This window comes from Chryseobacterium sp. KBW03 (genome assembly GCF_003852415.1).
Lineage (GTDB): Bacteria > Bacteroidota > Bacteroidia > Flavobacteriales > Weeksellaceae > Chryseobacterium > Chryseobacterium viscerum.
Genome location: NZ_QAJO01000004.1, coordinates 323,043 through 339,495, shown reverse-complemented (window position 1 = coordinate 339,495; position 16,453 = coordinate 323,043). Strand labels below are relative to the sequence as shown.

The following is a 16,453-nucleotide window of genomic DNA, read 5'->3' as shown; positions in this document are numbered from 1 at the left end:
CGCCGCCAAATACCAGAAAAGAGCTCAAACATACCGCTCAATCAGGGCTAAATCGGTTGAAAATTTCTACTTTTGCCCCATGTTAGAAATTCTTTATCGCGACGAACATCTTATTGCCATTAATAAACCCAGTGGATTATTGGTTCATAAATCTTATTATGCAGGAGAAGCAGATACCTATGCTATTCAGGAATTAAGAGATCAGATCGGGCAGTATGTTTATCCTGCACATCGTTTAGACCGGAAAACTTCGGGTGTTCTGCTGTTTACTTTAGATAAAGATACATTGAGAGTAATGAACGATCGATTTGCAACACGGCAAGTTGAAAAAAAATACTTAGTCATTCTTCGGGGCTGGGCAAAAGAAGAGGAAACAATTGATTATGATTTAACCAATGAGGATGGAACCCAGCAAAATGCTATTACTTATTATCACCGTTTGCAAACTTCGGAAATAGATTTAGCTTTTGGAAAACATCAGACTTCGCGGTACTGTCTGGTAGAAGCCATTCCGGAAACGGGCAGAATGCATCAGCTTAGAAAGCATTTTAAACATATCTTACACCCTATTTTGGGATGTCGTCCATATGGCTGTAATAAACAAAATAAACTGTGGCTGGAAACTTTTGACATGAGCAAACTGATGCTTCACGCCCATCAATTGGTGTTTAATCATCCCATTACCAACGAAAAAATAATGCTGAATGCTACAGTAAATGAAGAGTTCAAAAGGGTAGGGAATATCTTAAATTTCGATTTGAGCTCGTATTCTTAATTTAAATAAAAAACTCTTAACACACCTTGTCAAGGTGTGTTTTTCTAAATATCCCGGGATATGAGATATTGGTCTCTTTTAGATTCTATATATAAAAGACATTTTGATAAAATATCACAGGATAGCCAAAGATTAATTTTAAAATGAGTAATTTTGTAAAACTTTTTTTCAATGTACAAATCGCTCATTCGTCCAATTCTTTTCAAATTTGATCCCGAAGAAGTTCATCACTTTACTTTTTCGATGCTTAAGAATTTTGGATTCCTTACCCAATTATTTTTTCCAAAACCTATTGAAGATAAACGTCTTGAAAGAGAAGTTTTCGGATTGAAATTTAAAAATCCTGTAGGACTGGCTGCCGGTTTTGATAAAAATGCGGTTTTGTTCAATGAATTGGGTGATCTTGGTTTTGGATTTGTAGAAATTGGAACCGTAACGCCTAGAGCCCAGGCAGGAAATCCTAAAAAAAGACTGTTCCGTTTAATAGAAGACGGGGGAATTATCAACAGAATGGGGTTCAACAATGACGGTCTTGAAGCGGCTATTGAAAAACTGAAATCCAACAAAGGAAAGATCATCATCGGTGGAAACATCGGAAAAAATACAGATACAAGCCCTGAAAATTATACCCAGGACTATCTGGACTGTTTTGAAGGTCTTCATCCTCATGTAGACTACTTTGTACTGAATGTAAGCTGCCCGAATGTAGGGAGCCACGCCAAACTTGAAGATGTGGAATATCTGAGAGAGCTGATTACAGAAGTGAAAAAAATAAACCAGTCAAAATCTGTACAGAAGCCTATATTACTGAAAATTGCTCCGGATCTTAATAATAATCAACTGGACGAAATTGTTGATTTGATTGCAGAAACAAAAATCGATGGTATCGTAGTTTCCAATACCTCCGTTAACAGAGAGGGTTTGAAGACTTCTCCGGAAGTTTTAGAACAAATAGGAAATGGCGGACTAAGCGGAAAGCCTATTCGTGAAAGAAGTACAAAAATGATCAAATATATTTCCGATAAAAGCAACAGAGCTTTCCCAATCATTGGAGTAGGAGGAATACATTCTGCGAAAGATGCTATGGAGAAATTAGATGCAGGTGCAAGTTTGATCCAGCTCTATACAGGATTTATTTATGAAGGCCCACAACTGATCAACGAGATCAACCAGGAGCTACTGAAAAGAGCAAGCAGATTACCAAGATAAAAATAAAAATAGATTGTCTCAAAAGTCAAATAATTTGGCTTTTGTCATTGACTACGTCAAATCTTCGATTTCTGACGAAGGAAGAATCTCATTAATAACCAAATACATGAGATTCTTCACTACATTTCTGAACTACGTTCGCAAACTTTCAGTCTGTGTTCAGAATGACACTTTTAAGATAGCCTCTTTTTTATTTTGACTTTACCACTGATGCATTCTTAAGGTCTACGGTAAGGGTATGGGCAGGAGTAGTGTCAGATTTACCTATTTTATATCGTATTGTTTGCCTGTCTTTGGATTTCGTTTTGGTAACGTCATAGATGTTCTCCAGACAACTTTCTGTCAGGAATTCCTCATAGTTTTTATAATTCCAGTCTTTTGTAAAGTAAAGAACACGATAGCCTTTTTCACCTTCACTAGCCCCACATCTTCCACATGCATTAAGATTCGAAGAATGTTCAAAATACAGCAATACCCGGTTCCTATTTTCTTCCGATGTATAGGAGACCAGTTCATTTCCTCCATATTGATTGATAAAGTCGAATGTATTGATCTTTTTATTATTAGGTAAGATCAGATAATTGTTGTAGCGGTAAATCATATCATTACCGGTAAAAAGTCTGGCAGGGTGAGTTTTTTTATCCAGATAAATATTTCCCCGAATTGTATTTTCTTTAGTTTCATCCTGATTAAAGGAAATATATTCTTTGGGAGCCAATAACTGGGCTGTTTCGTTTGTTTTTTCTACCGTTTGTGGTGATGTGATCTTTTCTTTAAATATTTTGGAATTTATTTTCTGCTTAGCACCAAAATTATACAATGAGAGTTTACCGTAATCATAAACCCCTGTTAGCGGAATTTTCTTCTGATATTTATCGTAATAATACCATCCATCTACAAAATACTGATAGAGACTGCAATCTGCAATTCCTGCGAAATGAAGCTGCATGGTGATAGGAACTCCTGCGATTTCTCCTTTGAAAATCTGCGAAGAATCTGTTACTTTCTTCAATTCAACTTTTTGGCAGAGAAAAAATGTGAGGGATAAGAAAAAGAATACGGTAAAAAGTTTTTTCATGGTTGGGGTATCATTAGTTGTAGTTTTTTCAGAGAAAGAAATGGGATATGGTGTAGATGATCAGTCCGACCAGACCTCCGACCAGCGTTCCGTTTACCCGGATAAATTGGAGATCTTTTCCTACTTCCAGTTCCAGTTTTTCGCTAAGTTCTTTTCCCTGCCAATTCCCAACAGTAGTACTGATGAGGTTCCCGAACTGATGGGTGTTTTTAAGAATGTATTTATAAGCCGTTACCCGAACCCAGTGGTCAATTTTGTTCTGAAGACTTTCATCGGTCTTTAAGTTTTGTGCAAACTCATTCAGGTTTTTAGAAAGATAGCTTTTCAATGCGGAATGCTCTTCCTGCAGTTCTTTCATGAGTGTTTTTTTGATAGAAACCCAGATGTCATTAGAATATTCATCAAGCTTATCATTTCGGAGAAGTCCGTTTTTGATGGTTTTAAACTCGCTGTCCCATTTCGGATCTTCTTTCAGATCAACTGCGAATTCATGGATTTTCTGAGTGATCAGCTCTCTTACTCCGTGCTGGGGATCTTCTTCTATTTCTTTGAAAAAATCAGAAAGTCCGTCTGCAATTTTATCTGCGATTTTATTATCTACAAAAGATGGAATGAATGTGTAGCTGCCTTTTTTTACACGATCTTTGATCATTTCATCGTTTTCAATAATGTATTCTTTGATCTGTTTGGAAAGGTTGGTGATGATTCTCTGGTGATCGTTTTTTTCCAGAATATAGCCGATTCCGTTTCCTACTACTTTATTAAGCTTAATATCATCCGTCATTTCAGAAACCTTTTTGCTGATAAATTGGCTTACGGTAGAATCATCAAGCTTATTAAGAATATCAAGAACAATATCTGAAAGATTTCTAATCAAAATCTCCTGGCTCTTTTCTTTACCCAGCCATTCTCCGACAAAGTTTGAAACTTTAAGCTTTTGAATATAAGGGCGTATATTCTGAGGGGAAAGGAAGTTGCCCACCACAAAGCTGCCCAGATTGTCTCCCAATCTCTGTTTGCTGTTTTCAATCAGGTTGGTATGAGGAATCGGAAGTCCGAGAGGATGGCGGAATAATGCGGTTACAGCAAACCAGTCAGCCAGCGCACCTACCATCGCAGCTTCAGCAAAAGCCCGTACGTAGCCAATCCAATGAGAAGGGTTAGACTTCTGTGCAATAGTGGTAACGATAAAAATAATGGCCATCAGGACAAATAATCCTGTGGCAAATGCTTTATATTTTCTGAGCTGTTTTCTTTTTGCTTCGTCATTCATATTCTCAAATTTACTAAATTTGGTTATGAAACCGTTTAATCTTAATAAAAGCTTTTACACCACAAAAATTTTTATGGTTAAAGAATAAAATTTACGATGAAATTTTTAGTTTCAATCACCTTATTATTTTTTCTGCAGGATTGTACGCAGAAATATCAACCTATTAAAAACTCTCCTATGGAAAATACAGAAGCAAAAAACAATCCATACTATTCCAGAACCGATACCGCAAAACTTACTATTTCCAATGAAGAATGGAAAAAGATCCTTGCTCCGGACTTGTATGCAATCGCCAGAGAAGCCGCTACAGAAAGAGCTTTTACAGGAAAATATAACGAGTTTGATGAAGTAGGCGACTATTATTGTGCGGTGTGTGGAAATCACCTTTTCCGTTCCACCTCAAAATTTTCCAGCAGTTGTGGCTGGCCGAGTTTCTTTGAAGCCGATAAAGAAGGGGTCTATTATGTAAGAGATCAGTCCTATGGAATGGATAGAGTAGAAGTGCTTTGCAAAAGATGTGATTCCCATCTGGGGCATGTTTTTGATGATGGTCCCAAACCTACAGGGCTGAGATACTGTATGAATTCTGTGAGCCTGGAATTTGTTTCCGATTCTCAGAAGTAAATATTCTATGAACGAACTTGAATTTTTGGATGAAAGGAAAGAGGTCTGGTATGCGCTTTCTAACTTATACCTGGATACAGAACTTCAGGAATCGGATTTTCAGTATATAACCCGGATTTTCCTTGAAAGTCCTTTTAGCCTTGAGAATATTAAAAAAATAGATCAGTACGAAGTTTTTCCTGTTCTCTTCTCCAATCTGATGGATCCGGCGGGAGAATGGGCTGGATTTGAAGAAAAGAGATTAGTTAAAAATATTATGAACTGGCTGGAATCCAGAAATCAGCTGGATATTTTTGCCATCAAATGTATTTATTATCTCTACGAACCAATGAACCAGAACTATTGGAAAAGAGTGGAAGAGATCTATAATCAGGCAGATGTCTGACTTTGTGAGTAGAGGCTTTTATTGGAAAATAGAATGAATGTATGAACCTTGAAATTTTCCCAGATTTTCAAAAAAAAGTGCTTTAATTCACAGAATCAGGACGTTAAAATTTCTTAAATAGCGTTAAACTTTTTAGAGTTATAACCTCTTGGTAATTATGTTTTTATAATTTTGCCCCACTAATTTGGATTTATATAGTATTGAATGAAAGGATTTTATAGCGTATTAGGCCTTGTTTACATGGTGACGACTTCATTCTACATTTCCCCAAGAGTGGCTGCGAAAAGTGAGAATGTCAAAACAACGAAAACTGAAAAAGTTGCTGAAACGAAATCTGAGAAGGGTACGACAGCCGTATCTGCCTCAGAAGCACTATACCAATCAATAGCGTTTGACCCGGAGCATGAACTTAATTATGAAGTGTTCTCAAAAGCATTGACAGGATATGAAAACTTAAAGAAAGCAGGATTGCTTACTCAGGACTCGCATTTATTAACGATCTGCGATTTTTCTATGTCTTCCAATACCAAAAGACTTTGGATAATTGATCTTGAAGACAAAAAAGTTCTGTTCAACTCATTGGTTGCCCATGGTAAAAATACAGGCGAAGAATTTGCGACGAATTTTTCTAACAAGGAAAGTTCGTTGCAGAGCAGCTTAGGATTTTATATCACCGATGCAACGTATCAGGGAGACAACGGATATTCTCTGAAACTATTGGGAATGGATAAAGGCTTTAATGATGCGGCTTACAGAAGAGCAATTGTAATGCACGGTGCAGACTATGTAAGTGATGCATTCGCTGCCATGCACAAAAGAATTGGAAGAAGCTGGGGATGCCCTGCCGTACCAAGAGATTTGATACAGCCAATTGTCAACACAATTAAAGGTAAAAATTGTCTGTTCATCTATTATCCCGATCAGAATTATCTTTCCTCCTCAGAATGGTTGAAAGCATAAAGATAAAAAGAGCAGTCAGATTTGACTGCTCTTTTTATTTTAAAATAAGTCCTGCAATTCGAAAATAAAAATTAAATTTATATAAACCTTTTAGCCCTAAAGTATAATAGAATGATGAATGGACAACATGAAAATCACAAAAATATAAGTGCAGCTCTGGAAACTTCTACCGGATTCATTCCAGCCATAAGACTGATTAATAATCCTGATGGCTCATGTACTTTTGAGAAAGGTAAAATTCCCACTCTTAAACCTATAAATGCAACGGTTTTCTGGATGAGTAATGAAACGGAAGAATGGGAAAAAAATGCTCATCCAGCACCCAGAAGGCAATATGTTATTACCATCAAAGGGGATATAAGGTTTAAAGTAACAGATGGTACCACATTTATTATTAAGCCAGGAATCATCCTTTTGGCTGAAGATCTTAAAGGTGCCGGACATAGCTGGGACATGGTTAAAGGTGAAGAATGGGAGAGACTTTATATTCCGATCTCAGAGAATGAGGATGATTTTTTCATTCCTGATGCTGATTTTATATAACAATTAAAGTTAAGATAGAATAAAAAAATCCCTGCATGACTTTCATACAGGGATTTTTTCAATTTTAATTAGCTAAACTTCTTGAAAATTAAAGTCGCATTATGACCTCCAAAACCAAAAGCATTGCTTAAAGCATACGTAATATCTTTTTCCTTTGCTTGTCCAAAGACAATATTAATATCCTGTGGAATATTCTCATCAATAGAATGAAGATTGATCGTTGGCGGAATAATCCCATTTTGAATCGCTTTAATGGAAATAATAGCTTCAACAGCTCCTGCAGCACCCAATAAGTGACCTGTCATAGATTTTGTAGCACTGATGTCAAGGTTTTTACTTCCTTTAAATAATTTATTAATTCCATTTAATTCAACCAGGTCACCAAGAGGAGTAGAAGTAGCATGAGGATTAATATAATCAATATCATCTACGTTAATTCCTGCCTCATTAAGGGCTAATTGCATTGCTTTGATAGCTCCAACGCCATCAGGATGAGGTGCTGTCATGTGATAAGCATCAGCTGTCATTGCAGCGCCTACTAATTCTGCGTAGATTTTTGCCCCTCTTGCTTTAGCATGTTCATATTCTTCCAGAATCAAAGTTCCGGAACCTTCACCCATTACAAAACCATCTCTTTCTGCATCATAAGGACGACTTGCTGTCGCAAAATCGTCATTTCTTGTAGACATAGCTTTCATAATAGAAAATCCACCGATAGAAGCTGGAGAGATTGCTGCTTCAGAACCTCCACTGACAATTACCTTTGCTTTTCCCAGACGGATATAATTGAAGGCATCCATCAATGCTGTATTTCCGGTTGCACAGGCAGAAACTGTTGTATAGTTGATACCCTGAAGACCATATTTCATGGAGATCATTCCCGAAGCCATGTTCGCAATGAATTTCGGCACAAAGAAAGGATTGAATCTTGGAGTTCCGTCACCGGCTGCAAAATTCATGACCTCACTTTCGAAAGTCCACATTCCACCTTGTCCCGTTCCCCAGATAACACCTACATCAAATGGGTCCATATTTTCCAGTTCAAGCCCGGAATCTTTTAATGCCTCCGCAGTGGAGTACATTGCATATTGTGAAAATAAATCACTTCTTTTGATTTCGTTGTGTGTTAAATGTACTTTTGGATCAAAATTTTTAACCTCACAAGCGAAATGTACTTTAAATTTTTCTGTGTCAAAATGGGTGATTTTATTTGCTCCACTCACTCCATTGATACTGTTTTGCCAAAATTCTTCGACATTATTTCCCAAAGGCGTCACTGCGCCAAGACCTGTAATGACAACTCTTTTCATACTTAGTTATTGATTTTGAATAAATTAGAGGTTCCTCTTGCGATTAAGCGTGTTTTGTCTGCATTCCATATTTCGCATTGCGCGTTTACAAATTGCTTACCTCTTTTAATGATTTTAGTTTCAGCTACAATATTATCATTTTCTTTTGCAGTTGAAAAATAATCAATGACATTATTTATAGTGGTGATGAAAGAATTTTCATTTAAAGAAAACATGGTGGCTCCAATGATATCATCTACAATGGCTGCTGTAACTCCACCGTGAAGATTTCCTATAGGATTCAGCCATTCTGGTCTTACTGTATATTGAAATGCCAATTGCCCTTCTTCTACAGAAAGAACGATGGGGTTGAGCCATTTCATAAAAGGAGATGGTGACTGGTCAAATTCTTTTCCGATGAATTGTTTTAATTGTGCTAATCTATCCATACTTTCAATTTTTATTTTTCTAAAATCATGGTTACCCCCTGTCCACGGGCTGCGCAGATTGATATAAAACCTTTTCCACTGCCTTTTTCATGAAGTAATTTGGCTAAGGTTGCAATAATTCTTCCTCCTGTTGCAGCAAAAGGATGGGCAGCAGCCAGGCTTCCTCCTTTTACATTCAATTTGCTCCTGTCAATCTTTCCAAGTGCTTTTTCCAATCCGAACTTTTTAGCAAGTTCATCATTTTCCCAGATTTTTATAGTGGCTAAAACCTGTGCCGCAAATGCCTCATGAATTTCGTAGTAATCAAATTCTGACAGACTCATGCCTGCTTTTTTCAGCATTCTTTCTGCCGCAAATACCGGAGCAAGAAGTAAATCTTGTTTATTTTCAACATACTCTATTCCTGCCAATTCTGAAAAAGTGATATAAGCTAAAATAGGTAAATTATTAGCCTTTGCCCATTCTTCACTGGCCAATAAAACGGCTGAAGCTCCATCTGTGAATGGCGTTGAGTTACCTGCAGTCAATGTTCCGTTCTGCTTATCAAAAGCAGGTTTCAGCTGTGATAGTTTTTCAATACTGCTGTCACGTCGCAAGTTATTATCCTTATCCAGCCCAAAAGCAGAAGTGATCATATCTTCGAAAAAGCCTTCATCATAAGCTTTTGCCATATTCTGATGGCTTCTCAAGGCCAATTGATCCTGCTCTTCTCTTGGTATGTTGTAATATTTTGCTGTAATTTCAGTGTGTTCACCCATTACAAGGCCCGTTTGGGGTTCCTGTCCTTTGTAAGGAATAGGCATCCAGTCTTTCAGTTTTGGGCTTAGCAGCTGTTTTAATTTTCCAAATGCTGACTTTTCTTTATTGGCTTTTAAAAGGGCTTTTCTTAATCTTGGAGAAGACTCAAACGGAATATTGCTCATGGCTTCTACCCCGCATGCGATACCACTTTCAATTTGCCCTAAAGCTATTTTATTTCCAATGTAAATAGCGGCTTCAATTCCTGTATCGCAGGCCTGTTGAAGATCACAGGCAGGAGTAGCAGGGTCTAATGTTGTATTCATTACGGTTTCCCTGATCAGGTTGCTTTCAGAAATGTGTTTGATAACTGCTCCGCCGGCCACTTCTCCAAGTCTTTTTCCTTTGAGGTGATAGCGGTCTATCAGTCCATTCAGAGAAGCAAGTAAAAGATCCTGATTTCCCTGTTCTGAATAAGCGGTATTCATTCTGGCAAAAGGAATTCTGTTGTATCCTACAATAGCCACTTTTTTTGTTTCCATATGGTATAATTTATGATGGAAGAATATTGAGTTCATGATCAATCATACTGGTGATTTTATCTAAAGCATGGTTTAGAAAACTTTGATCACCCATTGTTTTTGAAAGGAGGATTCCTCCTTCAATAAGCATGATGAATAGGGAGGCGTATTGCCCGGCATTGAGGGTTTTATTAATTTCTCCCTTCTTTTGTCCTTCTACAATCGCTGCTGATATTTTTGTCATCCATTGTTCAAAAGATCTTTTAACCTGAGTTTTTAAAGCCGGAAAAGAATCATCAGCCTCTGTTGCAGCGTTCATCAAAGGGCAGCCTCCGTTTGAAAAGACAAACAGCCAGTTTTTTTTGTAAAAATTTACAAAAGCATGAAGTTTATCCAATGAAGTAGGATATTCCTCACCAAAAGAACGGCTGAGTGTTTTGCTCAATAATCCTGCATTGTATTTATACACTTCAATAGCTACTTCATCTTTATTTTCAAAATTTCCGTAGATACTTCCTTTCGTGAGTCCGGTTGCCTGTGTAATGTCAGACAGAGATGTGGAAATATAACCCTTTGTGTTAAAAAGAGTTGCTGTTTTCTCGATGATGTGCTGTTTTGTTTTCTCTGCCTTCGACATGTATGTTCAGTTTATGATGCAAATATACAAAAATATACCACTCGGTATATTTTATTCAGAAAGTTTAGGTGCGAAAATATTCTGGTCTTTACGTTTTGGCTAAAGTCAACAGAATTGTTTTTAAAATAGAAAACGGGCTAAAGCCCGTTCCTATTGATTTTGAATAAATACTTATGATTAATTCTCTAAAGTAGCATTCAATGTAATTTCAAAGTTGAATGCTGCACTTACAGGACATCCTTCTTCAGCAATCTTAGCCAATTTCTGGAATTCTTCTTCAGATATTCCCGGAACTTTAGCGGTTAAAGTCAGTTCAGATTTTGTAATCTTTCCAATGTTAGGATCAAGAGTGATTACAGAAGTTGTTTTTAATTCTTCAGGATTGTACCCTGCCTGTGAAAGCTCTGCATCCAATTTCATGGTGAAACATCCTGCATGGGCTGCTGCCAGCAATTCTTCAGGGTTAGTACCCACACCATCTGCGAAACGGCTGTTGAAAGAATATTGTGTCTCATTTAAAGTAGTACTTTGAGTAGTTAGGTGTCCTTTTCCTTCTTTGATAGTTCCGTTCCAAACGGCTGTTGCGTTACGTCTCATAATGTTTGTTTTTTTGTTTTAATATTGTTTGATTTTGATGATACAAAGATAGAGTGGTAGTTGGTCTTATTCAATAGATAAAAAGACTTAAATATTGTACTTTTTTCCCGAGGAGTAATTTTTTTTAAAATTTGAAGGAGTGCTTCCTGTTTTATTAGTAAAAAGTCTGTTAAAATAAGCAGGGTCTTCATAGCCCAGATCATAGGCTATTTCTTTCACAGGCTTATCTGTATAGAACAATAATCTTTTAGCTTCTAATAAAATTCTGTTGATAATAAGCTGATTGGGGGAATCGAGATTTAGATTTTTAAATTTATGAGTTAAAGTTTTCGGAGCGATATGAAGAAGTTCTGCATAATCTGCAACATTGTGTTTTTCCCTGAAGTGAATTTCCAGGTATCTGCTGAAATCTCTGAAAACATCCAGCTCACTGCCCGGTATTTTGAGCGTATCATTGTCTAAATTCTGCTTTTTCCATTTCCGGGTAGCACGTATGATGATCTGTTTTACATACGTTCTGATCATTTCCTCTGCAGATGAATCTTTCCATTCAAGTTCATCCTGAATGTTCAGGAATAATCCTTTTATAACAGCAGTTTCAGAATCATCAAGCTCCACGAAAGGAATTTCAAATACATTATGAAAGAGAAGCCCGTCACAAGCCACTTCTTTATCATGGATCTGGATGCAATAAAAATCCCGGTTGTAGAAAAGAAGGATAGATTCTTCTTTTCCTTTTTCTATATTCAGATGTTGATTGGTCAAAAAAAACAGAGAGGGTTTCTTTGTCTTATATTCATGAAAATCAACAGTAAGTTCATACCCTGCAGGAATGAAAAACACTTTGATATCTGTTCTGAACCGATTCCCGTTGAAGCTATTCAGAGTTTCTTCTGAAAAAATTTCCAGTCCAAGCCTTTTATAGTGATCTTCAAAAATAAGCGGGTGCGACATATTTTAACTTTAGTTTAAAGATACAAAAAAGCAGGATTTGAGCCGTATTAAATTATCGAAACCCCAGTTTCTGATGCCGGCATACAGAATGGTAATAAAATAAATCGTAATTATGTTTTTACATTGATTTTATTTTATCATTTTTACAAAGATTTGTACTGCAACCCAATATTATTAACCTTTTTCCAAAACAGCCTGTATGAGCGAACTAGAAAATATTCTTAGAGAAATAACTCCACTATCTCCTGAGGACAGTTTTCTAGTGTTTGACAGGATCAAAGCATCATTTGATTTTCCGTACCATTATCATCCGGAAATAGAAATCAATTTTGTGTACAAAGGGAAAGGCTATCGCAGGATGATAGGTGATCACACGGGAGAGATAGGGAATATAGAACTGGTATTGGTAGGTCCCAATCTGCCACACTGCTGGGCCAATTACAGATGTAAAAACAGAAAAACCCACGAAATTACCATACAGTTCAATCAGGATTTCTTTCACCAGTCACTGATGGAAAAAAATATTCTGAAACCCATCAATAACCTGATGAAAGATTCCATCAGGGGAATTCTGTTTTCAACAGAAACGGCCGAAAAACTAAAAGATTCGTTTTTAAATCTGTCAAAAATGAACAGTTTTGAGTCTTTTATAGAAATTATGAAGATTTTGAATGAACTTGCCGTTGCGGAAAATAAGACCCTTTTGTCATCGTATAGCATAGAGCTTGAATCTTTTGCAGATAATGATAAAATGAAGGTCATTCATGATTTTGTCCATAAAAATTTCGAAAATAAAATTACGCTGGATAATGTGGCCTCAATGGTGAACATGAGCAATGTGACATTCAATCGATTCATTAAAAAAAGAACAGGGAAAACCTTCATCAATTATCTTAACGAAATACGGATCAGTTATGCTGCACGCTGGCTGATGGAAAAGAATCTTACTGTTTTTGAAATTGCTTTTGAGGCGGGCTTCAATAATATTGCCAACTTCAATAAAGTATTTAAGTCAATCAAAAAGACAACTCCCACAGAATTTAAAGAACAGTTTAAAGGCGTTAAAAAGATTGAATAATACCTGTCTGAATTTCACTTTTTACGATAAAACTCAATTAGATTTCTTAGTAAAAAATTCATTTTTATTTTGCTAAAATACATGAATAAATCCCCTTTTTTTAATTGTTTGAGATAAGGTGTATGTTGTTGATATTTAGTATATTAATGGCTTTTAAATTTAATGACTGAAAAAATAATATCGTTTTATGATAAAATAGTATTATATCAGACTGGTTACAAAATTTAGATTTGTGAATGTGAATTAAATCTTAACAAAACTTTAAATAATTTAATACATAAACGTTAAAATTTTGCTGAAAAAACAATAATTTTTTTTGTATTGAAAAATAAAGCAATGTGATTGATTCTCAATTAAATCTAACGAATCTAAACCTTATGAGAAAAGCAGTTATACCTGTTCTGTTCGTTTTTTCAATTTCTGCGAATGCACAGGAGAAAAAATCGGCCGACACTACGAAGACAAACAGTATTGAGGAGGTCGTAGTCACCTCTTTGGGGATAAAAAGGCAGGCCCGCTCTTTGACGTATTCCAGTCAGCAGATTGGTGGAGATGAGCTTACTGAAGTGAAAACTCCCAATCTATTAAATTCGATCAATGGAAAAGTTTCCAATGTACAGATCAACAGAACCAATGGTGTAGGAAGCTCCGTAAGGGTGATTATGAGGGGTAATAAGTCTGTAAACAACACACAGCCGCTATATGTAATCGATGGAATTCCTATTATTAACGGGACGGGTAAATCCGCAGATATCGGACAGTATTCTAATATGCCGGATCCCGGGGATGTACTGAGTTCTATCAATCCTGATGATATTGAAAGTATCAACTTCCTGAAAGGAGCTTCGGCCTCTGCATTATATGGTTCTGCGGGAGGAAATGGAGCTATTTTGATTACCACTAGAAAAGGCCGTGCAGGGAAAAGTACAATCACTTACAGCAGCAGTCTTACAGTGGATAGAGCATACAGCCTTCCAAAATTACAGCACAGCTATTTGTCTTATGATCCATCTGTTGCAGGTCAGCAGCCTGGACAGTCAGTGGATAGCTGGGGTGCAAAAGGAGAATCTAAGGACTATCTTAAAGATTTTCTGCAAACAGGAACTACGTGGGTAAACAGTCTTTCCTTCCAGTCAGGGAATGAAAAATCTACCAATTACTTTTCTATTGGAAATACAACCAACAAAGGAGTCGTTCCGATGTCTTATTTCGATCAGTATAACGTCTCTTTCAGAAACTCCAGTAAATTTCTGGATGATAAACTGACATTAGATGCCAACTTCATTGCTTCCTTACAGGAAAGTAAGAACAGACAAACTCCAGGAGCATCTTTCTCTCCTTTAACCAGTTTGTATTGGCTGCCAAGAGGAGTAGATTTTGATCAATATGGACCTAATAATTATTCTTATTTAGATAAAACAAGATTTTTGCCTGCTCAGAATTGGTGGGAAGTTAGCCCGGATGGAAGTTTCAAAGGAAATCCGGCGACGCAAAATCCTTACTGGATATTAAACAGAAATCCGGTTACAGTCAGCAATAAAAATACATATGGAGCTCTAGCCTTATCTTATCAGATCAATCCATGGTTGTCTGCAAGAGTAAGAGGAAATTATAGCTGGAATATTTCTGATAGCCAGCGTGATATTGCGGCTTTTTCAGCACCTAGTTTACTGGCAAATGGTACTAATGGGAGAATGCTTAAAAATACATATGAAAATACTTCTACTTATGGCGACGTTTTGTTGATTGGTAGCCCCAAAATAAGTGAGTCAATCTCTTTAGATTTTACAGTAGGAGGAAGTATCAATACTACCAGAAATAAAATAGGACAGATTGATAATGCTTATCTGGCAAATCCTAATCTTTTCACAGCGAATAACCTTCAGTGGAATATAAACAGATCACCTGGAGATGGATATCACAATATCTACACGAATATGAAAAAGCAGGTACAGTCTGTATTTGCAAGTGCATCCGTAGGATACAAAAATATGTTCTATGTGGACATGACCTTCAGAAACGACTGGGATTCTACTTTAGCGTTAACCGGAAGAACCGGATTTGACTATGAATCAGTAGGAGCCAATGCTATATTATCTTCTATATTCAAACTTCCGGAAGTCATTAATTTCTGGAAAGTGAGAGGATCTTATGCTACTGTCGGATTGGGATTGCCTACCAATATCTCCAATGCAATGCTTGAATATAATAAAGGATATACCTATGGAGTAGACGCAGGAACAATTGTTTATCCTAAGAGTTCTTTTGCAACAGGAGCAGGTTTTGAAGCATTGCTTCCAAGACCAGAACTTAATAAAACTTTTGAAGCCGGTACTGAGCTAAGATTGTTGAACAACAGATTAAATTTTGATATCACCTACTATAACTCCAATACAAGTAATCAGCTATTGGAAACAACGGTCTTTTCAAACTTAGGAGGGTTGGCTCCGGGGTCATACTACCTTAATGCCGGGAAAATCCGAAATACAGGTTTTGAATCTTCTTTGTCTTATAAAATATTTAGTTCAGAAAAATTTGGATGGACTGCTACAGTAAATGCGTCGGCGAATAAGAATACAATTGTTGAGTTATTCCCTTCAAGTTTAAGTATTCCGGAAAATCAACTTTTCTCATTGACTGGAGGTGGAGAGTATACAAAACTTAAACTGGGAGGATCTTTCGGAGATCTTTATGGAATTAAGTTTAAAAGAGATGATCAGGGACGTATTCTGGTAAATGAAAAGGGTGTTCCTTTAGCAGAGGGTACTCCTTCTTATCTGGGTAATCCGAACCCCAAGTTTATTATGGGATTCAATAACTCATTCAACATTGGTAAATTGGGAATTTCTTTCCTTATTGATGGTAAATTTGGAGGTAAAGTACTTTCTCTTACTGAAAAAGCGAATGATATTTACGGGGTAAGCAAGTCTACTGCTGATGCAAGAGATGCTGGAGGAGTTGCTATTCCAAATGCAGTGTATGCACCGGGAACTCCCAATGCAGGACAGGCTTATACTGGTTTGACCAATGCGAAAGACTATTATAAAACGGTAGGAACTACAGAAGGATATGGAAAAGGAGTTGATGAAGCCTATCTGTATAGTGCTACGACAGTACGTTTACGTCAGGCATCTGTTTCATATACATTTGATGTCAATTCAAAATATCTGAAGAATGCAACGGTAAGTTTAGTAGGAACCAACTTGTTTTTCTTCTATAAAAAAGCACCGTTTGATCCTGAGCAGGTTTCAGGAAATACGCCTGGTGGGGTTGGGGTAGATTCATTCGGACTTCCGGTTACCCGATCTATCGGTTTATCATTAAAAGCTAACTTCTAACTTTT

Annotated in this window: 16 protein-coding genes; 8 read left to right on the top strand and 8 right to left on the bottom strand. The window is 36.8% G+C overall.

Translation table 11 applies throughout. The features are described from left to right. Nucleotides 1-775: pseudouridine synthase (locus DBR39_RS09530; protein WP_317127287.1), on the top strand; the 775-nt coding region annotated here is incomplete at its 5' end. Between the two features lie 171 nt (nucleotides 776-946). Then, complete coding sequence (locus tag DBR39_RS09525; RefSeq protein ID WP_124532547.1) at nucleotides 947-1,984, top strand: quinone-dependent dihydroorotate dehydrogenase; 1,038 nt, start codon at nucleotides 947-949, stop codon at nucleotides 1,982-1,984. A gap of 190 nt (nucleotides 1,985-2,174) precedes the next feature. Here the strand turns inward: DBR39_RS09525 and DBR39_RS09520 are convergent, their stop codons facing one another. Further along, nucleotides 2,175-2,996 (bottom strand): hypothetical protein, encoded by an 822-nt coding sequence (locus tag DBR39_RS09520; RefSeq protein WP_124532545.1) that lies wholly within the window; start codon nucleotides 2,994-2,996, stop codon nucleotides 2,175-2,177. A gap of 94 nt (nucleotides 2,997-3,090) precedes the next feature. Beyond that, nucleotides 3,091-4,335 carry a DUF445 domain-containing protein gene (locus DBR39_RS09515; protein WP_124532543.1) on the bottom strand — a complete coding sequence of 415 codons (1,245 nt, stop codon included), beginning with the start codon at nucleotides 4,333-4,335 and terminating at the stop codon, nucleotides 3,091-3,093. 96 nt (nucleotides 4,336-4,431) lie between these two features. Between DBR39_RS09515 and msrB the strand changes: the two genes are divergently transcribed. The 4 genes from msrB (at nucleotide 4,432) to DBR39_RS09495 (ending at nucleotide 6,847) form a co-directional block, all read left to right on the top strand. Continuing rightward, nucleotides 4,432-4,959 carry a peptide-methionine (R)-S-oxide reductase MsrB gene (gene msrB, locus DBR39_RS09510; protein ID WP_124532541.1) on the top strand — a complete coding sequence of 176 codons (528 nt, stop codon included), beginning with the start codon at nucleotides 4,432-4,434 and terminating at the stop codon, nucleotides 4,957-4,959. Between the two features lie 7 nt (nucleotides 4,960-4,966). Then, nucleotides 4,967-5,344: a hypothetical protein gene (locus DBR39_RS09505; RefSeq protein ID WP_124532539.1), complete on the top strand. Its 378-nt coding sequence runs from the start codon at nucleotides 4,967-4,969 to the stop codon at nucleotides 5,342-5,344. A 204-nt stretch (nucleotides 5,345-5,548) separates the two neighbouring features. Then, nucleotides 5,549-6,304, top strand: a complete 756-nt coding sequence (locus DBR39_RS09500; protein ID WP_124532537.1) for a murein L,D-transpeptidase catalytic domain family protein — start codon at nucleotides 5,549-5,551, stop codon at nucleotides 6,302-6,304. A gap of 111 nt (nucleotides 6,305-6,415) precedes the next feature. After that, a complete protein-coding gene (locus tag DBR39_RS09495) occupies nucleotides 6,416-6,847 on the top strand; it encodes a hypothetical protein (protein WP_228447805.1) in 432 nt (143 codons plus the stop codon). Between the two features lie 68 nt (nucleotides 6,848-6,915). Here DBR39_RS09495 and fabF read toward each other — a convergent pair whose 3' ends face one another. From fabF to DBR39_RS09465, 6 genes are all read right to left on the bottom strand, one after another. Next, on the bottom strand, nucleotides 6,916-8,157 hold the full coding sequence (fabF, locus tag DBR39_RS09490) for a beta-ketoacyl-ACP synthase II (protein ID WP_124532535.1): 1,242 nt from the start codon (nucleotides 8,155-8,157) through the stop codon (nucleotides 6,916-6,918). A 2-nt stretch (nucleotides 8,158-8,159) separates the two neighbouring features. After that, nucleotides 8,160-8,585 carry a PaaI family thioesterase gene (locus tag DBR39_RS09485; protein WP_124532533.1) on the bottom strand — a complete coding sequence of 142 codons (426 nt, stop codon included), beginning with the start codon at nucleotides 8,583-8,585 and terminating at the stop codon, nucleotides 8,160-8,162. A gap of 11 nt (nucleotides 8,586-8,596) precedes the next feature. After that, on the bottom strand, nucleotides 8,597-9,865 hold the full coding sequence (locus tag DBR39_RS09480) for an acetyl-CoA C-acetyltransferase (protein ID WP_124532531.1): 1,269 nt from the start codon (nucleotides 9,863-9,865) through the stop codon (nucleotides 8,597-8,599). A 10-nt stretch (nucleotides 9,866-9,875) separates the two neighbouring features. After that, a complete protein-coding gene (locus DBR39_RS09475; protein ID WP_124532529.1) occupies nucleotides 9,876-10,481 on the bottom strand; it encodes a TetR/AcrR family transcriptional regulator in 606 nt (201 codons plus the stop codon). A gap of 177 nt (nucleotides 10,482-10,658) precedes the next feature. Further along, a complete protein-coding gene (locus DBR39_RS09470; RefSeq protein WP_124532527.1) occupies nucleotides 10,659-11,078 on the bottom strand; it encodes an OsmC family protein in 420 nt (139 codons plus the stop codon). Between the two features lie 87 nt (nucleotides 11,079-11,165). Beyond that, complete coding sequence (locus DBR39_RS09465; protein ID WP_124532525.1) at nucleotides 11,166-12,032, bottom strand: helix-turn-helix domain-containing protein; 867 nt, start codon at nucleotides 12,030-12,032, stop codon at nucleotides 11,166-11,168. Between the two features lie 199 nt (nucleotides 12,033-12,231). Between DBR39_RS09465 and DBR39_RS09460 the strand changes: the two genes are divergently transcribed. Continuing rightward, nucleotides 12,232-13,110, top strand: a complete 879-nt coding sequence (locus DBR39_RS09460; RefSeq protein ID WP_103231118.1) for an AraC family transcriptional regulator — start codon at nucleotides 12,232-12,234, stop codon at nucleotides 13,108-13,110. Between the two features lie 377 nt (nucleotides 13,111-13,487). Continuing rightward, the gene (locus DBR39_RS09455; RefSeq protein ID WP_124532523.1) at nucleotides 13,488-16,448 is read left to right on the top strand and encodes a SusC/RagA family TonB-linked outer membrane protein; all 2,961 of its coding nucleotides are present in this window, start codon (nucleotides 13,488-13,490) and stop codon (nucleotides 16,446-16,448) included. The last annotated feature ends 5 nt before the right edge of the window (nucleotides 16,449-16,453 follow it).